This window comes from uncultured Luteimonas sp., assembly GCF_947492465.1.
In the GTDB taxonomy this organism is placed as follows: Bacteria; Pseudomonadota; Gammaproteobacteria; order Xanthomonadales; family Xanthomonadaceae; genus Luteimonas.
Genome location: NZ_CANLNF010000010.1, coordinates 38417 through 60751, shown reverse-complemented (window position 1 = coordinate 60751; position 22335 = coordinate 38417). Strand labels below are relative to the sequence as shown.

At 71.2% G+C, this 22335-nt stretch carries 21 protein-coding genes and 1 pseudogene; 12 read left to right on the top strand and 10 right to left on the bottom strand.

The window, feature by feature from the left end; translation table 11 throughout:
- Positions 1-45 precede the first annotated feature (45 nt).
- A pseudogene (locus Q0863_RS16770) lies at positions 46-1689 on the bottom strand (S8 family serine peptidase); the annotation flags it as partial.
- Positions 1690-1942: 253 nt separating this feature from the next.
- Complete coding sequence (sufT, locus tag Q0863_RS16765) at positions 1943-2494, bottom strand: putative Fe-S cluster assembly protein SufT (RefSeq protein WP_298581141.1); 552 nt, start codon at positions 2492-2494, stop codon at positions 1943-1945.
- 116 nt (positions 2495-2610) lie between these two features.
- On the opposite strand from sufT, the gene Q0863_RS16760 reads away from it, so the two are divergent.
- Complete coding sequence (locus Q0863_RS16760) at positions 2611-3003, top strand: hypothetical protein (protein WP_298581139.1); 393 nt, start codon at positions 2611-2613, stop codon at positions 3001-3003.
- A 9-nt stretch (positions 3004-3012) separates the two neighbouring features.
- Here the strand turns inward: Q0863_RS16760 and Q0863_RS16755 are convergent, their stop codons facing one another.
- Together Q0863_RS16755 and Q0863_RS16750 are read right to left on the bottom strand one after the other, a co-directional pair.
- Entirely contained in the window at positions 3013-4413 is a 1401-nt protein-coding gene (locus tag Q0863_RS16755) for an NAD(P)(+) transhydrogenase (Re/Si-specific) subunit beta (RefSeq protein WP_298581136.1), read from the bottom strand.
- A complete protein-coding gene (locus Q0863_RS16750) occupies positions 4410-4709 on the bottom strand; it encodes an NAD(P) transhydrogenase subunit alpha (RefSeq protein WP_298581134.1) in 300 nt (99 codons plus the stop codon). The genes Q0863_RS16755 and Q0863_RS16750 overlap by 4 nt, the downstream gene beginning before the upstream one ends.
- Before the next feature lie 200 nt (positions 4710-4909).
- Here Q0863_RS16750 and Q0863_RS16745 point away from each other — a divergent pair, with 200 nt between their 5' ends.
- From Q0863_RS16745 to Q0863_RS16735, 3 genes are read left to right on the top strand one after another with little or no spacing between them, the layout of a single operon-like run.
- Entirely contained in the window at positions 4910-5458 is a 549-nt protein-coding gene (locus Q0863_RS16745; RefSeq protein ID WP_298581132.1) for an RNA polymerase sigma factor, read from the top strand.
- Positions 5455-5829: a hypothetical protein gene (locus Q0863_RS16740; RefSeq protein ID WP_298581129.1), complete on the top strand. Its 375-nt coding sequence runs from the start codon at positions 5455-5457 to the stop codon at positions 5827-5829. The genes Q0863_RS16745 and Q0863_RS16740 overlap by 4 nt, the downstream gene beginning before the upstream one ends.
- A gap of 3 nt (positions 5830-5832) precedes the next feature.
- Complete coding sequence (locus Q0863_RS16735; protein WP_298581126.1) at positions 5833-6267, top strand: DUF3106 domain-containing protein; 435 nt, start codon at positions 5833-5835, stop codon at positions 6265-6267.
- A 25-nt stretch (positions 6268-6292) separates the two neighbouring features.
- Here Q0863_RS16735 and Q0863_RS16730 read toward each other — a convergent pair whose 3' ends face one another.
- Positions 6293-7384: an NAD(P) transhydrogenase subunit alpha gene (locus tag Q0863_RS16730; RefSeq protein WP_298581124.1), complete on the bottom strand. Its 1092-nt coding sequence runs from the start codon at positions 7382-7384 to the stop codon at positions 6293-6295.
- 127 nt (positions 7385-7511) lie between these two features.
- Positions 7512-9968: a DUF1631 family protein gene (locus Q0863_RS16725; RefSeq protein WP_298581214.1), complete on the bottom strand. Its 2457-nt coding sequence runs from the start codon at positions 9966-9968 to the stop codon at positions 7512-7514.
- 67 nt (positions 9969-10035) lie between these two features.
- Here Q0863_RS16725 and Q0863_RS16720 point away from each other — a divergent pair, with 67 nt between their 5' ends.
- Genes Q0863_RS16720 through Q0863_RS16705 form a run of 4 tightly spaced genes read left to right on the top strand, consistent with a single transcriptional unit; the run spans position 10036 to position 12956 of the window.
- Positions 10036-10629: a nitroreductase gene (locus Q0863_RS16720; RefSeq protein WP_298581122.1), complete on the top strand. Its 594-nt coding sequence runs from the start codon at positions 10036-10038 to the stop codon at positions 10627-10629.
- Between the two features lie 41 nt (positions 10630-10670).
- Complete coding sequence (locus tag Q0863_RS16715) at positions 10671-11624, top strand: 5'-3' exonuclease H3TH domain-containing protein (RefSeq protein ID WP_298581120.1); 954 nt, start codon at positions 10671-10673, stop codon at positions 11622-11624.
- The gene (locus Q0863_RS16710) at positions 11621-12175 is read left to right on the top strand and encodes an NUDIX hydrolase (protein WP_298581117.1); all 555 of its coding nucleotides are present in this window, start codon (positions 11621-11623) and stop codon (positions 12173-12175) included. The genes Q0863_RS16715 and Q0863_RS16710 overlap by 4 nt, the downstream gene beginning before the upstream one ends.
- Complete coding sequence (locus Q0863_RS16705) at positions 12147-12956, top strand: N-formylglutamate amidohydrolase (RefSeq protein ID WP_298581114.1); 810 nt, start codon at positions 12147-12149, stop codon at positions 12954-12956. Before Q0863_RS16710 ends, Q0863_RS16705 begins: the two co-directional genes overlap by 29 nt.
- A 17-nt stretch (positions 12957-12973) precedes the next feature.
- Here Q0863_RS16705 and pip read toward each other — a convergent pair whose 3' ends face one another.
- Entirely contained in the window at positions 12974-13915 is a 942-nt protein-coding gene (pip, locus tag Q0863_RS16700; protein ID WP_298581112.1) for a prolyl aminopeptidase, read from the bottom strand.
- 109 nt (positions 13916-14024) lie between these two features.
- On the bottom strand, positions 14025-14870 hold the full coding sequence (gene prmC / locus Q0863_RS16695; RefSeq protein WP_298581109.1) for a peptide chain release factor N(5)-glutamine methyltransferase: 846 nt from the start codon (positions 14868-14870) through the stop codon (positions 14025-14027).
- A 415-nt stretch (positions 14871-15285) separates the two neighbouring features.
- On the opposite strand from prmC, the gene ahpC reads away from it, so the two are divergent.
- From ahpC to rnk, 4 genes are all read left to right on the top strand, one after another.
- On the top strand, positions 15286-15849 hold the full coding sequence (gene ahpC / locus Q0863_RS16690) for an alkyl hydroperoxide reductase subunit C (RefSeq protein ID WP_298581106.1): 564 nt from the start codon (positions 15286-15288) through the stop codon (positions 15847-15849).
- Between the two features lie 183 nt (positions 15850-16032).
- A complete protein-coding gene (gene ahpF / locus Q0863_RS16685) occupies positions 16033-17625 on the top strand; it encodes an alkyl hydroperoxide reductase subunit F (RefSeq protein ID WP_298581104.1) in 1593 nt (530 codons plus the stop codon).
- Positions 17626-17644: 19 nt separating this feature from the next.
- Complete coding sequence (locus tag Q0863_RS16680) at positions 17645-18598, top strand: LysR substrate-binding domain-containing protein (protein ID WP_298581101.1); 954 nt, start codon at positions 17645-17647, stop codon at positions 18596-18598.
- Positions 18599-18746: 148 nt separating this feature from the next.
- Positions 18747-19157 carry a nucleoside diphosphate kinase regulator gene (rnk, locus tag Q0863_RS16675; RefSeq protein ID WP_298581098.1) on the top strand — a complete coding sequence of 137 codons (411 nt, stop codon included), beginning with the start codon at positions 18747-18749 and terminating at the stop codon, positions 19155-19157.
- 320 nt (positions 19158-19477) lie between these two features.
- On the opposite strand, the gene msrA is transcribed toward rnk, so the two are convergent.
- Together msrA and Q0863_RS16665 are read right to left on the bottom strand one after the other, a co-directional pair.
- A complete protein-coding gene (msrA, locus tag Q0863_RS16670) occupies positions 19478-20131 on the bottom strand; it encodes a peptide-methionine (S)-S-oxide reductase MsrA (RefSeq protein WP_298581094.1) in 654 nt (217 codons plus the stop codon).
- A 68-nt stretch (positions 20132-20199) separates the two neighbouring features.
- Complete coding sequence (locus Q0863_RS16665; RefSeq protein ID WP_298581091.1) at positions 20200-22308, bottom strand: GGDEF domain-containing protein; 2109 nt, start codon at positions 22306-22308, stop codon at positions 20200-20202.
- Between the last annotated feature and the right edge of the window lie 27 nt (positions 22309-22335).

Here is a 22335-nt window from a genome sequence, read left to right as displayed (position 1 = left end):
CTGCAGCACGCTGCCTCCGCCGCCGCCGCTGGCGACGGTCACCGACTGGGTGCGGGTGTTGCTGGCGCCGTCGTCGTCGGTCACCGTCAGCGACACGCTGTAGGTGCCGGCCGCCGCATAGGTCTTGGCGGGGTTGGTGGCGGTGGAGCTCGTGCCATCGCCGAAGTTCCAGCTGCGCGAGGCGATCGAGCCGTCGCTGTCGCTGGAGGTGTCGGTGAACTGCACGCTCAGCCCGTTGACGGTGGAAGTGAAGCCGGCGCTGGGCGGGGCGTTGCCGGTGCCGCCGCCGACCGCGTCGACCGCGGCGCGCGCGTGGACGATGCCGCTGCCGATCGGCTGCGATGGCGTCGACGGGAACGCGCGCGCCGTGCTCTTCAGCGTCGCCTCCACCTGCGCGGGCGTGAGCGGCGTCGTGGCGATGGACTGCATCAGCGCCACCACGCCGGCCACGTGCGGCGCCGCCATGGAAGTGCCGCTGTAGCTGGCGTAGCTCGGCGAACCCGGGCCCTGGGTTCCGGAATTGAGGGTGGACACGATGCTCGAGCCGGGGGCCGAGACATCGATCAGCGCGCCGTAGTTGGAGAAGCTCGAGCGCGCGCCGGTGTTCGTGTTGGACGCCACCACGACCACGTTGTTGCAGTTGGCGGGGGAGAAGCCGGACACGTTGGCATTGCTGTTGCCCGCGGCGATCACCACCGTGGTGCCGCGGCCGACCGCGCCGTTGATCGCACTCTGCATGGCACTGCCGCAACTGCCGCCGCCACCGAGGCTGAGGTTGATCACCTCGGCCGGGTTGGCGTTGGCCGGCACGCCGCCCACGCTGCCGCCCGATGCCCAGATGACGGCATCGGCGATGTCGGAATCGTAGCCGCCGCCCCGACCAAGCACGCGCACCGGCACGACCTTGGCATTGAACGCGGTACCGGCGACGCCGACGCCGTTGTTGGTCACCGCGGCGACCGTGCCTGCCACGTGCGTTCCATGCCAGCTGGAGGGATCGCCACCGTAGTAGTCGCCCGGGTCGCTGGCATCGGCGTCGCGACCGTTGCCGTCGCCGCCGACCGTCGCATCCGACACGAAGTCGTATCCGGGCAGGACGTTGGCGTTGAGGTCGGGATGGCTGGTGATGCCGGTATCGAGCACCGCGACGACCGTGCCGGCGCCGCTCGTGACGTCCCAGGCCTCGGTGGCGCGGATGCCACCGGCGCCCGTCCCGAAGCCGTACTGCTGGCCGAACTGCGGATCGTTGGGGGTCAGCGCGATGCGGTTGATCTTGTCGACCTCGACGTACTCCACGTTGGGCTGGGCCGCGAGCTGCCGCATCAGGGTTTCGGCGTCGATACGGTCGAGCTTGCGGCTCGCCCTGACCACGTCGGCGCCGATCGCCATGCGCCGGTGGTGCGCGAGTCCCAGCGGCACGCCACGCGGGTCGCCGCGCATGGCCTGCGCGCCGCTGACGACAACGGCGGCAGCCGCGTCGAGTCCCCGTCCGATCGCAGCCGGATCGGACGCCTCGGGCGTGCCTGCCTTGTACTTGACGATGAACTGGTCGAATGCGGTGTCCGACTGCAGCCCGCTCAGCTCGACGCGGCCAGCGAACGCGGGCGCGACGACGATGGTGGACAGGGCGACCGCAGTCGCGGCCGCAAGCGCGTGCAGGCGGATCTGCCGCCTGGAAGAGTGCTTCATCTGGATGACCCCCGGAACAGGAGCAAGCCGCCTGGGCGGCGAAATGCCGGCAGGCACGGGACCAGACAGATGGACGAAGTGTGGAACATCCCTGTGTCTCGCGTCAGTCGGAGTGATGCGAACTGACAAAATCCGTCCGCAAACTGACGCTACACGACAGCTGAATCGTGCCGCAACGGGATGACGAGAATCAGTTGCATGTGAAATCGTGACTTTCGTCGCGTATCCGACATGTCGAGCGCTGTCTGCTGCCCTACAGCATCCCGGTTTCGAGCCGTGCGGCCTCGGACATCATCGAGCGGTTCCACGGCGGATCGAACACCAGCTCGACGTCCGCCTCCTCCACGGTCGGGATCAGCTCCAGCTTGCTGCGCACGTCCTCGACCAGGATGTCGCCCATGCCGCAACCGGGGGCGGTCAGGGTCATCTTCACGTCAACGGACCGCCGGCCCTCGCCCAGCGAGCGCACGTCGGCCTCGTAGACCAGGCCCAGGTCGACCACGTTGATCGGAATCTCGGGATCGAAGCAGGTCCGCAGCTGCTTCCACACCAGCTGCTCGACCGCGGCATCGTCCGCGCCTTCCGCCAGCTGCAGCGGCTCGGGCGGCTCCTTGCCGATGGCATCGGCATCCTTGCCGGCGATCCGGAACAGGTTGCCTTCCACGAACACCGTCCAGCTGCCGCCCAGCGCCTGGGTGATGTAGCCCACGCTCCCCGCCGGCAGGGTCACCTCTTCGCCCTGCGGGACGAGGACGGCATCGCAATCGCGCTCGAAGCGCACCGGTTCACTGCTGCGGGAATACATGCGGGAAAGATGGGGCCGACGGCCCGGAGGGCAATGCGCCATTGTACCGCCGCGCGCCCGGTATCCTGTGCGGCCGTCCGCAACGCAGCCTTCCGATGCCGCCACCGCGCCGTCCCGTGTCCCCCGTCCCCGCCGCGGCGCTGCTGGGCCTGGCCAGCCTCGGCGTGGCGGCCGTCTGGGTGATGCTGTCGATGCGCCTGGACCGGCAGTGCAGCTGGATGGCGGCGGTCGCTGCGGTCGACGCGGCGCTGGTGGTCCGCCTGCTGCGGATGCGTCCAGGCGCCGTGCGCGCGATGTGCGGCGTGCTGGCGACGCTGCTGGCGATCCTTGCGGCCAACTGGGTGATCGTGGCGACCTGGCTGGGCAGGCACATGGGCCTGCTGCCGTGGGAATCGCTGCTCAAGCTGGGGCCGGAACTGGGCACGCTGCTGGTGCGCCTGTTCAACAGCCCCGCCGACCTGCTGTGGATGGCCGCGGCCCTGGCCGCGGCGGCGCTCGCCTCGCGCTGATGGCGCGGCTCAGTGCCCGCCGTCGAGCGCCTTGAGCTCGCTGACCAGGGCGCTGGCCATTTCCGCACCGTCGCCGTAGAGCATGCGCGTGTTGTCTGCGTAGAACAGCGCGTTCTCGATGCCGGCGAAGCCGGTGCCCTTGCCGCGCTTGATCACGATGGTGTTCTTCGACTCGACCACGTCCAGGATCGGCATGCCGTAGATCGGGCTGGCTGGATCGGTCTTGGCCACCGGGTTGACCACGTCGTTGGCGCCGATCACCAGCGAGACGTCGGTATTGGCGAACTCGGGGTTGATGTCGTCCATGTCGGCAATCAGGTCGTAGGGCACGCCGGCCTCGGCCAGCAGCACGTTCATGTGCCCCGGCATGCGGCCGGCGACCGGGTGGATGGCGAACTTCACCTTCACCCCACGTTCGACCAGCCGCTGGGTCAGCTCCCAGATCTTGTGCTGTGCCTGGGCCACGGCCATGCCGTAGCCGGGCACGATCACCACGCGTTCGGCGTAGGCCATCATCGCGGCGACGTCGGCGGCCTCGATCGGCTTCTGCGAGCCACTGATTTCCGCGGCCGACGCGCCGCCGCCGCCGAAGTTGGAGAACAGCACGCTCTTGATCGAGCGGTTCATCGCCTTGGCCATCAGCCGCGTCAGCAGGATGCCCGCCGCGCCGACCATCATGCCGGCGATGATCAGCGCCTCGTTGCCCAGCACGTAGCCCTCGAACGCCACCGCCAGGCCAGTGAGCGCGTTGTACAGCGAGATCACCACCGGCATGTCGGCGCCGCCGATCGGCAGCGTCATCAGCACGCCCAGCGCCAGCGCGACCAGGAAGAACGCGACGATCCAGTGCAGGCCCAGCGACCACACCACCAGCCCGCCGAGCACGATCGCCGCCGCGAACACCAGGAAGTTGAACGCCTGCATGCCCGGGAACGCGTAGCGCTTGTCCATGCGCCCGTCGAGCTTGGCCCAGGCGATCACCGAACCCGACAGCGCCACCGAGCCGATCAGGCCACCGAGCACCGCCAGCACCAGCGGCACCGGCCCGCTCGCCTGTCCGGCCGCCGACCAGCGCAGCAGCTCCACCCCGCCGATCGCCGCGGCCGAGCCGCCGCCGAGGCCGTTGTACAGCGCCACCATCTGCGGCATGTCGGTGATCGCGACCTTCTTGCCCGAGATCCAGGCGATCGCGGTGCCGATCGCGGTCGCCGCGAGGATCAGCGGGATGTTGTGCAGATCGGGCAGGAAGAACGTGGCGACGGTCGCGATCACCATGCCCAGCCCGGCCCAGCGGATGCCGCTGCGCGCGGTCTTCGGCGAGGCCATGCGCTGCAGGCCGAGCAGGAACAGCGTCGCGGCGACCAGGTAGCTGGCCTTGACCACCAGGCCCAGGAGTTCCGCGCCGCTCATGCGCCGCCCCCCGGCTTCTTCGAGGGCTTGAACATCTCCAGCATGCGCTCGGTGACCACGTAGCCGCCGGCGGCGTTGCCCGCCCCCATCAGCACGGCGAAGAAGCCGATCGCCTTCTCCAGCGTGGTGTCGGCATGGCCGAGCACCACCATCGCGCCGATCAGCACGATGCCGTGGATGAAGTTGCTGCCCGACATCAGCGGCGTGTGCAGGATCACCGGCACCCGCGAGATGATCACGTGCCCGGCGATGGCCGCCAGCATGAAGATGTACAAGGCCACGAATCCGTCGCTCATCCCCTTCCCCACTGCCGCTGCATGAGGCCCGCATCATAACCGCGGCTGAACCCGGCGGGCGGCGGTCAACCGGCCGGCCCCGGACGCGTTGTCATCCCCGTCCCCACGGGAGTTCCCTGCAGGCATCGATGGACGGCGGATACGACATGCGGCGGGTCGCACCCGGCTCCACGCCCGCGCCAGCGGTTAGGCTGGCCGGCGTGGACAGCCCTGCCCCCAACGCCTCCGCACCGGCGGCCGCCGCAAGCCTGGAACAGTTCCTGGCCGGCGTCTCGGCGCGCGCATTCCGCTTCGCCGAGCTGGGCCTGCGCCACCGCGAGGACGCGCTGGACGCGGTGCAGGACGCGATGGCGAAGATGCTCGGCTACCGCGATCGCCCCGCCAGCGAATGGACGCCGCTGTTCTGGTCGGTGCTGCGCAGCCGGATCATCGACCTGCAGCGCCGGCGCACGTTCCGGCTGAAATGGATGACCGACTCGCGCGAGCCGAACGGCGAGGAGATCGACTGGGCCGACGAATCCACGCCCGACCCGGCCCGCGCCCACGACGGTCGCGAAGCCTGGGGCCGCCTGGCCACCGCCCTGCGCGGCCTGCCTGAGCGCCAGCGCGAAGCCTTCAGCCTGCGGGTGCTGGAGGAGCTGGACGTCGAAGCGACCGCGAAAGTGATGGGCTGCAGCGAGGGATCGGTGAAGACGCACCTGTTCCGCGCCCGCGAGGCCCTGCAGAAACAACTGGAGGATTTCCGATGAACACCCCCGACCCCGGCCACGCACGCCTGGACCAGGCCGCGCGCGCGGCGCATGCGGACGCGCTGGCGCACGTGTCCGCCGCCACCATGGCGCAGCTGCATCGCCGCCGCCACGCGACGCTGGCGCCGGCGCCACGCCGGGGCTGGCGGCTGCCGGCCGCCGCATTCGCGTCGCTGCTGGTGGTCGCGACCGGCCTCGGCGTCGGCCTGCGCATGTCCGGCGAGGATCCGGGCGCGCCTGCGGCCCCCGCGCTGGCCGCCACCGCGGTCACCGAGCCCGGCATCGAGACCGTGCTGGACGATCTCGACCAGGGCCCCGATTTCTATGTCTGGCTCGCCTCGGGCGAGGCAGACCTGATTGCGATGGAGTAGACCATGTCGCCCCGTACCTGCCTGCTTGCCCTCCTCCTCGCTCTGGCGCCGCTGGCCGCCAGCGCACAGGCGAACGCCGCCGCCGACCTGCCGGCCTGGGACCAGCTCACCGCAGAACAGCGCGAACTGCTGCTGGCGCCGGTGCGCGAGCGCTGGAATCGCAGCGAGCCCGACAGGCGCGCGCACATGCTCGAGCACGCACGCCGCTGGCACGCGATGACCCCGGAACAGCGCGAGCACGCCCGCCACGGCATGAAGCGCTGGCGCAACCTGCCGCCGGAAAAGCGCCAGCAGGCGCGGGCGCTGTTCGAACACACGCGGGCGATGCCCGAAGCCGAACGCAGGGCGATGATCCAGCGCTGGAAGGCGATGACGCCCGAACAGCGCAAGGCCTGGGTAGAGGCGCATCCACCGCGGGAGGAGGAAGGCGCCCGGTAAGCCGCGCGGTCGCGCGACGCCGCGCTCAGCCGGCCGCGCGCTCCGGCCAGACCGTCTTGGCCAGCAGTTCGTCGTCCCAGTCGAACGCGAGCGCGCCGTCCCTGAGCAGCAGCGATGCGAAGTTGTAGAGGTTGCGCGCGTACATCTCGCTGGCGTGCAGCGCGCCCTGGCTGGCCAGGTCGAGCGGGCCGGAGATGGTCACGCCGCCGCTGTCGATGGTTTCGCCGCGGCGGGTCAGCTCGCAGTTGCCCCCGGTCTCCGCGGCCAGGTCCACGACCACGCTGCCCGGCTTCATTCCGGCCACCATCGCCGCGGTGATGATCTTCGGCGCCGGGCGCCCGGGCACCGCCGCGGTGCAGACGATCACGTCGATGCCCTTGAGATGCTCGGCCAGGCGCTGTTGCTGCAGCGCGCGCTCCTCGTCGGTGAGCTGGCGCGCGTAGCCGCCCTCGCCCGCCGCGCTGACGCCCAGGTCCAGGAAGCGACCGCCCAGCGATTCGATCTGTTCGCGTGTCTCCGGCCGCACGTCGAAGCACTCGACCTGCGCGCCCAGGCGCCGGGCGGTGGCCACCGCCTGCAGGCCGGCCACGCCGGCGCCGATGACCAGCACCTTCGAGGGCCGGATCGTGCCCGCGGCGGTGGTCAGCATGGGGAAGTAGCGCGGCGCCAGCTGCGCGGCGATCAGCACCGCCTTGTAGCCGGCAATGCCGGCCTGCGAGCTGAGGATGTCCATGGCCTGTGCGCGCGTGGTCCGCGGCAGCCGCTCGAGCGGGAAGGCGAGCACGCCGGCGGCGCGGATCGCTTCGGCGCGCGCCTCGTCGGCCTGCGGCTGCAGTGCGCCGATCAGGACCGCGCCGGGCTTCATGCGCGCGATGGACGCAGGCGGCGGCGGCTGCACGCACAGCACGAGGTCGGCGCCGTCGAGCACGTCGCCCTCCACCAGCATCGCGCCGGCATCGGCATAGGCCTGGTCAGGGAAGTGGGCCAGCGCGCCCAGCCCTCGTTCCACGCGCACCGTGGCGCCGGCCGCGACCAGCTTCTTCGCCGTTTCCGGGGTGAGCGCGACACGCCGCTCGCCCGGCGCGCCCTCGCGCGCGACCGCAATGATCACCGTCATGCATCCATCCCCCGCGAAAGTCGCGCCATCGTAGCGAATCGCCACCGCAGGCGCGACGCGACGCCGGCGCCACGACAATGGGGCAAGGGAAACAGCCGTTACGGCACCATGCGGCGGGACCGCGCGCTCAGCCCAGCTTGCGCTCCTGGCGCGGCAGTGCCGAGGCATCCTCGGCCACGGCGTTGATGCGCTGCCACAGCTGCTTCATCGCCTCGTCGAAGGGCGAGTCCACCGAACGGACCTGGGCATTGCCCTGGGCCACCATCGCCGCGAGCTCCTCCGGCGACACCACGGTCTTGCGCAGGCCACGCCGGTTGACGATCAGGAAGCGCCCGGTCAGCGGGCTGATCCAGGCGATGCGGCCGGCGCTGTCCTGCCCGTCCTCATCCACCAGGCGCAGGCCCTGGCCCACGCGCAGGCGGCGCATGCGCGCGGCGATCGCGGGATCGAACTCGATCTGCGCGCTGCCCCCGGCCACGCGCAGGACCCCGTCGGCCTCGCTCGGGTCCGCCTCCTCGAGCTGCGGCTGGTGCACCGTGCGCGGCGTGTCGGGCAGGGCCAGCGCGGAGATGATGCGGGCCATCGCGTCGCGCGCGCTGCCCGCCTCCATGCCGCAGCTGGCATAGCACTCGCCCAGCGGCACCTGCAGCGCCAGCAGTTGCCTGGCCACGACCGCGCCGCGCACCTCGGCGGCGTCGGCATCCACCTGCACCATCGCATCGCCGAGGTTGATCGCGGCCAGGTGGCGCTGGGAATCGGCGCCGTCGCGCAGCCAGGTCTGGGTGAGGTGGTGGCGCCAGTGGCGGTCGAGGAAATGGGCGACCGCCGCGGTCAGCGGCCGCCCCGCAAGCCGCGAGGCGACCAGGTCGGCCGCGCTGCGCCGCGCCTGCTGCAGCCGCTCGCGGCCGTGGATCGCCTCGGCCGCACGCTTCTCGGTGAGCTCGGCGCGGCGCCGCTGCTGGTCGAGATGGTCGCGCAGCTCGGCGGCCGCCAGTTCGAAGATCGCCTGGTCGTCCTGGTATTCCTCGACCACGCGGTCGACCGCGTGGCCGGCCTGGTTCAGCGTTTCCTGGTCCTGCGGCGTCTTGCCTTCGTTGCCGTCGCAGGCCTCGGTCACCGCATCGAGCAGGCGCCGCGCTGGGTGGCTGCGGCGGTTGAACAGGGAATCGTCGGTCAGCGCCACCTTGAGGTAGGGCACCACCAGCTTGCCGTAGAGCTGGCGCGCGTCGCCGACCAGGTCGTTGGCGTCGAACAGCGACTGGAACAGGATCCCGATCAGGTCGATCGCGTCCTCCTCGTCGCCGCTGAAGTGGGTATGGGCCGGATCGAATCCGATCTGGCGCACGCCGTCGAGCAGGGAATGGCGGATCACGTCGGCCAGCGGACGCGCATCCTCGCCGGCCAGCACCTTCTCGAACGGCGCCGGATCATCGCCCTGCAGCAGCGAGGCGAGGCTGACGAGCTCCTGCGTTTCCAGGACATGGCCGGCCGATGGCGAGGCATGGCTCGGCACCGACGGGAGGCCGGTCCGGCCCGGCCCCTGCGGTGGTTCGTCGGCCGGCGCGCGGGCGCGCCAGGCGCGCAGCTGGTCGCGCACCAGGTCGCGATAGCGCAGCGGGCGTCCGCTGGCCAGGGCCTCGGCCACGACCTGCTCGCGCACGCGGCTGGTGGCGGCGCTCTCGCCGCCCTGCTGGCTCGCCGCCGGGCCGGCTGGTCCCGCCGCGAAGCCCGACCCGGTGCCGGCCGCGTAGCCGCCGTGATCGACCTGTCCGCCGCCGTGGAAGCCGCCCGGCGCCTGCTCGGACGCCCCGCCCGCGCCGGTGTGGGGTACCACGCCCCCATCGGGCACCCACTCCTCCGAGGTGTCCGGCCCGGCCTGTCTCGGCGCCGGACGCGGCGCGGGCCGGACCGGGGCGCTGCGGACCTGTGCGGCCGCGCTGAACGCCGCCGCGTCCAGGGTCGCGCTGGCCTTGTCGTACAGCTCGCCCAGCACCTTGGGCAGGCGCTTGTCCAACTGCTGGAACACCATCGAGCGCAGCCCGGTGGTGAGGTCGTCGGGTTCGAACAGCGCCACGAACGCGGTCACCGCCACTTCCGGACGCAGCGGGTTGGAGCGGCGGCGGTCGATGCCCAGCGCTTCGGACAGCTGGCGCAGGCGCTCGTCGAGCTGCGCCAGCGGATGCAGGAACTGGTGGTCGAGCAGCTCGACGATCTGCTGCCCGGCCAGATGGATCTCCAGCTCCGATTCCGACATCAGCGTCAGCGAACGCTCGCGCTGCGGCGAATCGTCCGGATCCTGCCAGCGCGCGAACTCCTTCTCGATCGATTCGCGGAAGCGGGTTGCCAGCTCCAGCGCGCGATGGCTCAGCGCCATCACCGCAACGCGGTCTTCCTGCGCGGCGACGTAGTCGTGCCCGGCCAGCGAGGCCAGCCGCACCTGTTCCTCGATCGCGCTCCAGAATCCGGACAGGACTCCGCCGAGCTCGGTCATGGCATCGTGCTTGAGCGCCTCCAGCACCTGGGCAGGGGCGCGCGCCGGACCTGCCCGGCCGGCTGGCTGACCTGTCGGAACGGAACGGTGCATCATGTTTGGGGACAATGCGCAAGGTTGAATCGCCATCACATCATTCAGTTTTCACGGTCAACAGTCTGTGACTGCATCCGCAAATAGCTCCGATACCGGCCAGATCCCGCTCGACCAGCGCCGGTCCGTCCCCGCCCGCCAGCTCGGCGAACCCGGGCCGGACGAGGCCACCGTGCTGCGCATGCTGCGTTCGGCGGTGCGGGTGCCCGACCACGGCAAGCGCGTGCCGTTCCGCTTCGTGCGCATCGCCGGCCCTGCGCGGACGCGGCTGGGCGACGCGCTCGCCGAACTTGCGCAGCGGCGCGACCCGGAGGCGCCGGCGGCGGTGCTGGACAAGGACCGGCAGCGGTTCAGCCATGCGCCGCTGGTGATCGTCGTGGTGGCGGTGCTGGACCCGGAAGACCAGCAGATTCCCGAGCAGGAGCGCCTGCTAAGCGCCGGCAGCGTCTGCTTCGCCCTGCTGCAGGCGGCGCAATCGCTGGGGTTCGGCGCCTGCTGGCTGACCGGCTGGCCGGCCCACGATGCCGAAGCGCGGCGCCTGATGGGGCTCGGCCCGCACGAGCGCGTCGCCGGATTCATCCATATCGGCACGCCCACGTTGGAAGCGCCCGAGCGCAACCGCCCCGATCCGCGGGCGCTGCTCAGCGACCTGGTCCTGTAGGCCGCCCGCCCGCGGCGCAGGCCCGCTCCTACAATGGGCGCATGAACCGCCCCACCCTCTACCTCGTCGATGCCAGCCTGTACGTGTTCCGGGCCTGGCATTCGATGCCAGACCAGTTCCGCGACGCCGACGGCTGGCCCAGCAATGCCGTCCACGGGTTCGCGCGCTTCCTGCTCGAACTGCTGGAGCGCGAGCGCCCGCGCCACATCGCCGTGGCCTTCGACGAGGCGCTGGACAGCTGCTTCCGCAACGCGCTGTATCCGGCCTACAAGGCCAACCGCCCGCCAGCGCCGGAAGAACTGCGCCACCAGTTTGGGCACTGCAAGGCGCTGGCCGCCGCGCTCGGCCTGAACGTGCTGGCGCACGGCGAGTACGAGGCCGACGACCTGATCGGTAGTGCCCTGCTGGGCGCGCGCGGGCTGGGCCATCGCGGCCTGATCGTCTCGGCCGACAAGGACCTGTCGCAGCTGCTCGACGGCGAGGACGAGCAGTGGGACTTCGCCCGCGGCCAGCGCTGGAGCGCAGCCGGGGTGAAGGCGCGCCACGGCGTGGAAGCGCGGCAGATCGCCGACTACCTCGCGCTGTGCGGCGATGCGATCGACAACATCCCCGGGGTGCCGGGCATCGGCGCGAAGACCGCGGCCGTGCTGCTGGCGCACTTCGGCACGCTCGATGCGCTGCTGGGACGGATCGACGAGGTCCGCTTCCTGCGCTTCCGCGGCGCGGCGCAGGCGGCCGCCCGCCTGCACCTGCACCGCGAGCAGGCGCTGCTGTGCCGCCGCCTGACCACCATCGCCTGCGACGCGCCGCTGGGCGAGTCGGCCCCGGCATTCGCCCGTGCGGCCGCCGACGGCGACGCGGTTGCGCGCCTGTGCGAACAGCTGCGGTTCGGCCCGCTCACCCGCCGCCGGCTGCATGCCGCCGCGGGGCTGGACTACGTGCCGCCGCAGGTCGACGCGGACCCGGCATTCGCCGCGGGTACCATGCCGGCATGAACAAGCCCGCGCAGGATGCCGAACTGCTCTACCAGGGACAGTGGCTGCGGCTGGTCCGCCGCGGCCACTGGGAATCGTGCGAGCGCACACACGGCCGCGACGGCCTGGCGGTGCTGGTGATCGCGGTGACGCCCGACGACGAGGTGCTGTTCGTCGACCAGTACCGCGTGCCGCTGGGCGCGCGCACGATCGAGATGCCGGCCGGCCTGGTCGGCGACGACCACAGCGAAGACACGCTCGAATCGGCGGCGCGACGCGAACTGATCGAGGAAACCGGCTGGGAGGCCGGGCGCGTGGACGTGCTGCTGGTCGGCCCGACCTCATCGGGCATGAGCAACGAGCGCATCGCCTTCGCCCGCGCGCTGGACCTGCGCAGGGTCGGCGAAGGCGGCGGCGTGGACGACGAGGACATCATCGTGCACGCGGTGCCGCGCGCGCAGGCGCCGGCCTGGCTGATGCGCAAGCACGCCGAAGGCTACGAGCTCGACCTCAAGCTCTGGGCCGGGCTGTGGATGATCGACCATGAACCCGACGGCTCGCCACGCCGCTGACGCCGCGGCGCCCGCCACGCTGCTGGGCGCCGGCGATCCGCCACCGGTCCAGGTGCTGCGCGCCGGCGGCGGTTCGCCCTGGCTGCTGATCGCCGACCACGCAGGGCAGGCGGTGCCCGCGTCGCTGTCGGGACTGGGATTGCCGCAGCGCGAACTCGACCGCCACATCGGCTGGGACATCGGCATCGCCGGCGTCACCGCGCACCTGTCCGAGCGGCTGGACGCCTGCGCGATCCTGCAGGCCTATTCGCGCCTGGTGATCGACTGCAACCGCCCGCTCGATGCGCCCGGCTCGATCGTGGCGCGCAGCGACGGCACCGACGTCCCGGGCAATGCCGCGCTGGACGACGACATGCGCCGCGCGCGCGTGGACGGCATCTTCCGGCCCTACCACGCGCGCATCGCAGCCGAGCTGGACCGGCGTGCGCGCGACGCGCGGCCGGTGCTGCTGGTCGCGATGCACAGCTTCACCCCGGAAATGGGCGGGCAGCGGCGGCCCTGGCACGCCGGCGTGCTGTACCAGCGCGACGCGCGCCTGGCGCATGCGCTGCGCGACCTGCTGCGCGAGGAAGGCGACCTCGTCGTCGGCGACAACGAACCCTACGCAGTCAGCGACGCCACCGACTACGCGATTCCGGTCCACGCCGAACGGCGCGGCCTGGCGCACGTGGAGTTGGAGATCCGCCAGGACCTGATTGCCGATGCGCGTGGCCAGCAGGCCTGGTCGGACCGCCTGGCGCGCCTGTTCGAGCGCCTGCTGCCGCGTTTCGCAGGAGCCTGAGCCAGCCCCGCCTGCGCTCAGGCGAAGGCGTCGGTGGCCCGCACCAGGGCGTCGACGTTCTCGGCTTCGAAGGCCGAATGTCCCGACGCCGGCGTCACCACCAGTTCGGCCTTTGGCCAGACCTTGTGCAGGTCCAGCGCGTTCTGCACCGGACAGACCACGTCGTAGCGGCCATGCACGATCACCCCGGGGATGCCGGCGATGCGGTAGGCGTCGCGCAGCAGCTGGTCGTCGACCTCGAAGAAACCCTTGTTGGTGAAGTAGTGGTTCTCGATGCGGGCGAAGGCGAGCGCGAACTCGGCGTCCTCGTGGCCGCTGACGAAATCCGGATCGACGTGCAGGAACGAGGTCGCGCCTTCCCACACGCTCCAGGCGCGCGCGGCGGCCAGGCGGGTGCCTTCGTCTTCCGAGGTCAGGCGGCGGTGGAAGGCGCCGATCAGGTCGCCGCGCTCTTCTTCCGGAATCGCGGCGATGTAGTGCTCCCAGGCCTCGGGGAACAGGCGCGAGGCGCCCTCCTGGTAGAACCACTGCAGCTCCCAGTGGCGCAGCATGAAGATGCCGCGCAGCACCAGCTCGGTCACGCGCAGGCTGTGCGCCTGCGCATAGGCTAGGGCCAGGGTCGAGCCCCAGGATCCGCCGAACACCTGCCAGCGCTCGATGCCCAGGTGCTCGCGCAACGTCTCGATGTCGGCCACCAGGTGCCAGGTGGTGTTGTCGACCAGGTCGGCATGCGGCGTGGATCGGCCGGAACCGCGCTGGTCGAACAGCACGATGCGATACTTCGCCGGGTCGTGGAAACGGCGCATCTTGCCGTTGCAGCCGCCGCCGGGACCGCCATGCAGCAGCACCACCGGCTTGCCCTTGGGGTTGCCGCACTGTTCGTAGTACAGCGTGTGGCGGTCGTCGACCTGCAGGCTGCCCGTGTCGTAGGGCGCGATTTCTGGGTACAGCGTGCGCATGCGGCGCCTCCGGAAAACAGTGGCGCCAGTCTAGTGGCAGCGCAGCAGTGGCGCGACCGGCGCACGGGAAGCGCGGCAGCGTCGCGCTGCACCGGCAGCGCGCGGACCGCTACGCGGGCAGGCGGCCGAGGCCGACCCGGTCGCGGCGCTCGAGGTCGGCGTGCGTGGCGACATCGCAGAACCCCGCCGCCTGCAGCAGTCCGCGCACCGCCTCGCCCTGGGTCCAGCCGTGTTCGAGCAGCAGCCAGCCGCCCGGGACCAGGTGCGCGGGCGCGGCGGCGACGATGCTGCGGATCGCATCCAGGCCGTCGGCTCCCGATGCCAGTGCACCGGCCGGTTCGTAGCGCAGGTCGCCCTGCGCCAGGTGCGGGTCGCCGCTGGCGATGTAGGGCGGATTGCTGGCGACCAGGTCGAAACGCCGGCCCGGCACGGCCTCGAACCAGTCGCCGAGCCGGAACTCGACGTTGCGCAGGGCCAGCGCGCGCGCGTTGGCGCGCGCCACCTCCAGCGCGCCGGCACTGGCGTCGGTGGCCAGCACCTGCGCAGCGGGCCGCTCGCTGGCCAGCGCCAGCGCGATCGCGCCACTGCCGGTGCCCAGGTCGGCGACATGCAGGGCGCGGTGCCGCGTCAGGCGCTCGAGCGCGAGTTCGACCAGCAGCTCGGTGTCCGGGCGCGGGATCAGAGTGTCGGGCGTGACCGCGAGATCGAAGTTCCAGAAACCCCGCCGGCCGCACAGGTAGGCCACCGGCTCGCCGCGCTCGCGGCGCGCCAGCAGCGCGTCGAAGGCGGCGGCGTCGGGTGCGCGGACCGGATCGTCGGCATGGGCGAACAGCCAGCCGCGCGAGCGCTCCAGCACGTGCGCCAGCAGCCACCCGGCCTCGTCCGGATCGATCCGCATCCGGGCGGCATCGAGCAGCCGGCGGACGGTGGGCGGGCACGGGAGCGGGTCGGTCATCGGGGTCAATCGTAGCGGCTGCGCCTGGGGGACGGGCCGCGCACAAAGCGAAGGCGGCCGAAGCCGCCTTCAAAGATTCCGTACACGTGTGGGAGGGAGGAAACGGATACGGAACTCGGCCGGACCGGCGCATTGCGGCGCCAGGTCCGATGCCCTGCCCTGCCCCGCGGATCGAACGTTTGCCATCCGCAGACTGCAGTGCGTGAAGGAAATATGCTGCACCGCAAAAAGACTTGCAAGCGGCTTTTCGGCCTTTCAGGCGATCAAACTCGTGATCTATGATAGATTGTGTCTATCGTTTGAATCGAATTATTCGATTTCCCATATCAATAGCCGTTGCCTATCATGGCTCCCGTCGACCGCGAACGGTCGAAATTCGCCAACCCGCCAACCCGCCAACCCAACAGAGGTGCCCATGTCCCTGATCAACACCGAAATCAAGCCGTTCAAGGCCTCCGCCTACCAGAACGGCGAGTTCATCGAAGTCACCGACGCCAGCCTCAAGGGCAAGTGGTCGGTCCTGATCTTCATGCCGGCGGCCTTCACCTTCAACTGCCCGACCGAGGTCGAGGACGCGGCGAACAACTACGCCGAGTTCCAGAAGGCCGGCGCCGAGGTCTACATCGTCACCACCGATACCCACTTCTCGCACAAGGTGTGGCACGAGACCTCGCCCGCGGTCGGCAAGGCCCAGTTCCCGCTGGTCGGCGACCCGACCCACCAGCTGACCCGCGCCTTCGGCGTGCACATCGAGGAAGAGGGCCTGGCCCTGCGCGGCACCTTCATCATCAACCCGGAAGGCGTGATCAAGACCCTCGAGATCCACGACAACGCGATCGCCCGCGACGTCAGCGAGACCCTGCGCAAGCTCAAGGCCGCGCAGTTCGTCGCCGCCAACCCCAACGAGGTCTGCCCGGCCAAGTGGAAGGAAGGCGAGAAGACCCTGAAGCCGTCGCTGGACCTGGTCGGCAAGATCTGATCCCGCTTCGCGCCTGATCCAACGAGTCAACCCGCCCCGTGCCGCGTCATGCGGCGCGGGAGCGGATCGGAGCCGATGCCGGCCCAGCCAGCGGCTGGAAGTCTCCCTCCCCGCGTCCGGCCGCAAGCCAGCCGGCGTCGGTTCCGATCCGCTTCCGCAGCGCGTCCCCGCAAAGGAGTCACCGTGCTCGACAACGACCTCAAGGGCCAGCTCAAGGCCTATCTCGAACGCCTGCAGCGCCCCGTCTCGATCATCGCCTCGGTCGACGACGGCGACAGCTCGCAGGAAATGCTTGCGCTGCTCGATGACATCCGCGCGCAGTCCGACCGCATCACCGTGGAGGTGCGCCGCGACGACGCCGAGCGCAAGCCCTCCTTCGCGCTGACCTCGCCCGGCCACGACATCTCGCTGCGCTTCGCCGGGCTGCCGATGGGCCACGAATTCACCTCGCTGGTGCTGGCGCTGCTGCAGGTGGGCGGGCATCCGTCCAAGGCCGCGCCGGAGCTGCTCGAGCAGGTGCGCGGGCTGGAAGGCGAATACCGCTTCGAGACCTATTACTCGCTCAGCTGCCAGAACTGCCCGGACGTGGTCCAGGCGCTCAACCTGGCCGCGGTGCTGAACCCGAACATCTCGCACGTGGCCATCGATGGCGCCCTGTTCCAGGACGAGGTCGAGTCGCGCGAAGTGATGTCGGTGCCCTCGGTGTTCCTCAATGGCGCGCTGTTCGACCAGGGTCGGATGAGCCTGGAACAGATCGTGGCCAAGCTCGACACCGGCGCGGCCCGCCGCGAGGCGGCGAAGATCGCGACCAAGGACGCCTTCGACGTGCTGGTGGTCGGTGGCGGCCCGGCCGGTGCCGCGGCGGCGATCTACGCCGCGCGCAAGGGCATCCGCACCGGCGTGGCGGCCGAACGCTTCGGTGGCCAGGTGCTCGACACGATGGCGATCGAGAACTTCATCTCGGTGCCGCATACCGAGGGCCCGAAGCTGGCCGCGCAGCTCGAACAGCACGTGCGCGAATACGACGTGGACGTGATGAACCTGCAGCGCGCCACGCAGCTGCTGCCTGCCGGCGCCGATGGCCTGGTCGAGGTGAAGCTGGAGAACGGCGCCTCGCTGAAGTCGAAGGCGGTGATCCTCTCCACCGGCGCGCGCTGGCGGCAGATGGGCGTGCCCGGCGAGGAGCAGTACCGGAACAAGGGCGTGGCCTACTGCCCGCACTGCGACGGCCCGCTGTTCAAGGGGAAGCGGGTGGCAGTGATCGGCGGCGGCAATTCCGGCGTCGAGGCGGCGATCGACCTGGCGGGCATCGTCGCCCACGTCACCCTGGTCGAGTTCGATTCGAAGCTGCGCGCCGACGAGGTGCTGCAGCGCAAGCTGCGCAGCCTGGACAACGTGCGCATCATCACCAGCGCGCAGACCACCGAAGTGCTCGGCGACGGCAACCGGGTCACCGGCCTGGTGTACAAGGACCGCGTGGGCGGCGACGCGCACCGGGTGGACCTGGAGGGCGTGTTCGTGCAGATCGGCCTGCTGCCCAATACCGAGTGGCTCAAGGGCACGCTCGAGCTGTCGCCGCGCGGCGAGATCCTCGTCGACGATCGCGGCCAGACCAGCCTGCCGGGCGTGTTCGCCGCGGGCGACTGCACCACGGTGCCGTACAAGCAGATCGTGATCGCGATGGGCGAAGGCTCGAAGGCGGCGCTGGCCGCGTTCGACCACCTGATCCGGACCAGCGCGCCGGCCGCGGCGCCGGCCGAAGCGCTTCCGGCCTGACCGGCGGCGCTCGCCTGCCATGAACCTGCGCGACCTCAAATACCTGATTGCGGTCGCCGACCATCGCCACTTCGGCCGCGCGGCCGCGGCCAGCTTCGTCAGCCAGCCGACGCTGTCGACCCAGCTCCGCAAGCTCGAGGACGAGCTCGGCGTGTCGCTGATCGAACGCGCGCCGCGCAAGGTGATGCTCACGCCGATCGGCATGGAGATCGTCGAACGCGCGCGCCGGGTGGTCTCGGAAGTCGAACAGATGAAGGAGGCCGCGCGGCGCAGCCAGCGGCCCGAAGCAGGGGCGGTCCGCCTCGGCATCTTCCCCACGCTCGGTCCCTACCTGCTGCCGCACGTGATCCCGCCGATCCGCGAGCGCTATCCCGACCTGCAGCTGCTGCTGGTCGAGGAAAAGAGCGACGAGCTGCTGGCGCGCCTGCGCGACGGCCGCCTCGACGCCGCGATCCTCGCCCTGCCGATGCACGACGACCAGCTCCACCAGGAATACCTGTTCGAGGAGCCGTTCGTGCTGGCCGTGCCCGAACAGCACCGCCTGGCCGGCCAGGCCGCGCTCAGCGTCGACGATCTGGCCAACGAGAACCTGCTGCTGCTGGAGGACGGCCACTGCCTGCGCCGCCAGACCCTGGACGTGTGCCATCTGGCCGGGGCGCACGAGAAGAGCGAGTTCCGCGCCACCAGCCTGGAGACGCTGCGGCAGATGGTGGCCTCGAACGTCGGCATCACCCTGCTGCCGGCGCTGGCCGTGCAGCCGCCGGTGACCCAGCCGCGCCACATCCGCCTGCTGCCGTTCACCGGGACCCAGCCCAGCCGCCGGATCGCCATGTTCTGGCGGCGCAGCTCGGCCATGTCCGGCTTCCTGGAAGGCCTGGCGGCCGAGTTCCGCGCCCTGCCCCCGGCCCTGCTCGCCGCGCCGGGGCCAGCGCCGGGCCCCGCCGCCACACCGCCCCCGCCCGACATGCTCTAAAGAACGCCGCCCTGCCACTTGATGCGGGCCGCCCGGAGCGCTACGTTAGCGGGCAACACGAAGCGGGCGACGCGCCGGACGCGCCGTCCGTTTTTCTTTGGGCGCGGCCCCCCGGCCCCGCCCGACCAGCCACGGAGCAAGACCGAACATGACCTCCCAATCCAGCGGCGGCCTGCCGCCCCCGATCGTCGTCTCCCGCCGCGACGCGGCGCGGCTGGATGCCCTGCTCGATTCGCCGCGCTGGCAGAACGACCCCACCGCCGAGGCGCTGATGGGCGAACTGACCCGCGCCGAGGTGGTCGACGATGCGGCGATGCCGGCCGACGTGGTCGGCATGCACTCGCGCGTCGAATGCGTGGACGAGAACAGCGGCGAGCAGCACACGCTGACCCTGGTGTTCCCGCAGGAGGCCGACGCCGGCGCCGGCCGCATCTCGATCATGGCGCCCGTGGGCAGCGCCCTGCTGGGCCTGTCTGTCGGACAGTCGATCGACTGGAACACCCCGCAGGGGCGCCCGCTGCGCCTGCGCGTCACTGCCGTGCATCCGGCGAGCGCCTGACGCGCGTCGTCTCCGTGCGTCCCGCTGGCAGCCGGCGTCACGCCGGCTGCAGTGCAGTGAACACCATGTTCCGGCGCTGACGCGCCGGAACCGTCTTCCAAGCCCATAGCCTGACGCCGCTGGCGGCGCATGCCGTCCGGCAAGCACCGGTGTGGGCGTCCGCCCCGCCTGGCGCCGGTTCCACCGCAGTCCGCCGGCGACGCACTGGCCGGTTGCGGACCTCATTCCCCCGGGCCGCAAGGCCCCGACACTGCCTCGCACTTCAGTCCGCGCCCTTGCCCGCCCTGGTGGCGCGGCCCCACCGGCATCATCGCGGGCGGTCAGCCCGCAATGCCCACCGGGCAGCTCACGCCGGTCCCGCCCAGGCCACAGTAGCCGCCCGGGTTCTTGGACAGGTACTGCTGGTGCTCGTCCTCGGCGTAGTGGAAGGCCGGCGCCGGGAAGGCGATCTCGGTGGTGATCGCGCCGAGGCCGGCTTCGCGCAGCCGCTGCCCGAAGGCGTCGCGGCTGCGCAGCGCCTGCTCGTACTGCGCCTGGGTGGTGCAGTAGATTGCCGAGCGGTACTGGGTGCCGATGTCGTTGCCCTGGCGCATGCCCTGGGTCGGATCGTGGTTCTCCCAGAACGTCTGCAGCAGGGTCGCGAATGGCAGTTTCGCCGGGTCGTAGGCCACCAGCACCACCTCGGCGTGGCCGGTCTGGCCCGAACACACCTCGCGATAGGTCGGGTTCGGGGTCTGTCCGCCGGCATAGCCCGCGGCCGTGGCGACGACGCCGGGCAGCGTCCAGAACTTGCGTTCCGCGCCCCAGAAGCAGCCCATGCCGAACTGCACCTGCTCCATTCCATCGAATGCGTCCTGCAGCGGCGTGCCGAGGACGTGGTGGCGGTTGACGCGCAGCGCCAGCGCCGTCGCGCGACCCGGCAGGGCCTCGCCGGGCTGCGGCAGGCGTTGTTTCCAGGCTCCGATTCCGGGCATCGCGCGAACTCCGTGGCAGAGCGGCTGGATGTGCGGCCGGCTGGCCGCGCTTCAAGCCGCGACGGACTTCAGGTGAACACCGCCGGCGCCACCTGCACGCAGTTGCGGCCGTGCGACTTGGCCGCGTACAGCGCGCGATCGGCCCGCGCCAGCGCCCCCTCCGGCGTGTCTTCCTTGCCCAGGCGGGTGGCCACGCCCAGGCTCACGGTCAGGCGCAGCGGCTTGCCGTTCCAGACCGGCCGCAGGTTTTCCACCGCCATGCGCAGGTGCTCGGCGATCACCCGGGCGGCGGCGCCGTTGCGACCGGGGAGGATGGCGATGAATTCCTCGCCGCCATAGCGGCCGAACAGGTCGCCCTGGTCCAGCGCGCCGCGCAATGCCACGGCGACGTGGCGCAGGCAGAAATCGCCGCCGGCGTGGCCATGGCGATCGTTGACCGACTTGAAATGGTCCAGGTCGATGAACAGCACCGAGACCGGCTGCTGGTCGCGCGCGGCCTCGCTGAAACTGCGGACCAGCCACTGGTCGATGGTGCGGCGGTTGAGGCTGCCGGTCAGCGCATCGAGTTCGGCCGAACGGCGCAGGTTGACCGCGGCCACGGCCTGGTCGATGTGCTGGACCGCGAGCCGCGCGAACTCGCCCGCCAGCGACAGTTCCTCGGTGGCGAATCCGTCGCTGCCGTCGCGCCGCAGCAGCAGCACGCCCCAGGCCGGCGCTCGGATCTGGAGCGGCACCACCGCCTCCATCGCCACGATCGAGGATTGCCCTTCCTCGGTCACCGGCTGCTGCAGGGGGATGCCGCTGGCGGCGTGCCGCCTGAGCGCCAGCTGGCGCCTGGCGATGTCCGGATGCGCGGCGAGCAGGTGCTGCGAGGGTTCGGCCAGCACCAGGTCGTGCCCGTGGTAGCCCTGCACCACCGCGATGCACGAGTGCATGGGCAGCAGCGGCAGCAGCCGATCGACCAGCAGGCGGAACGCGGTGGCCTGCATCTCGGCCACCGGCAGCGCGCGCAGCTGCGCCTGCAGGTCGGCGGCCAGGTCCGAGCGCGCGGTCTCGCGGGCCATCCGCCGCTCGGTGTCGGCACGCGCAAGCGTTTCGCGGTCGCGCTGGTGCCGGTACTCGCGGATCCGGCCCAGCAGGCCGACCGCGAGGATCGCCACGCCCAGGGCGAACGCCGACTGGTAGCCGTAGCGCACCACCACGGTATCGACCACGTGGCCGCGGCTCGCCAGTTCGGCCAGGATCACGCCGGCAAGCGTGGACAGCGCCAGCACCGCCAGCGGCCAGGCCATCGCGATGCGGCGCCGGCCGCCGTCCACCAGCAGGGCCAGGCCCAGCAGCAGCGACAGCCCGTAGGGCACGACCTGGACGTGCTGCATCGGCCGCTCCAGCGCGTCCAGATTGAGCAGGCACAGCGCCGCCAGCGCGGCGACCGCGAGCGACATGCCGTCGACCCAGGGCTTCCAGGCCACGCGCCCCTGCCGCATCTCCACGTACTTGAGCAGCATCTGCAGCCAGGCCGCGCACAGCAGCAGCGACAGGGCGATCACCCCCTGGCTGCGCCAGAACGCGAACAGGCGCAGCCCCGGCACCTGGTACAGATGTCCGTTGCCGGCCGCCAGCGTGAGCAGGGTGGCCAGGGCGAAACCGAACAGGCCGAGGAACAGCCGGTCGCGCGCGGCCGAATACAGCGCCAGCGCCAGCAGGCCGATGGTGAACAGGCAGGCGTAGATCATCGCGCTGGCGGCGACGCCGTACTGCTCCAGCCGCAGCGCCTGGGCCTGGTCCATCACCTCCGGATGCAGGATGCGGCGGCCACCGCCCCGCGCATGCAGCTCCAGCCCGATCGGACCCTGCCAGTGCGCCGGCAGTGCGAACAGGAAACTGCTCGGCAGCACGCCCGCATCGTCGCCGGGAGCGAAGAAACCCTGGACCGGACTGCGCCAGTCGCCGCGCTGCAGCCAGACCGCGTCGACGGCGCTACGCTCCAGCCGCACCACCCAGCGCGAACCATCGGCTGGCAGCGGCACCTCGAAATGCAGCCTCAGCGACGCGTGCGCGTCGCGCCCCCCTGGCGTGCCCGCAGCCCCGGCGACAGGCAGGGGCGAGACCGACACGGCCACGCCCTGGCCCTGCGGGACGCTGCCGGTCACCGTCGCGGCCAGCAGGCCCAGCAACAGCGCCAGGCAGGCCGCGACCAGGCC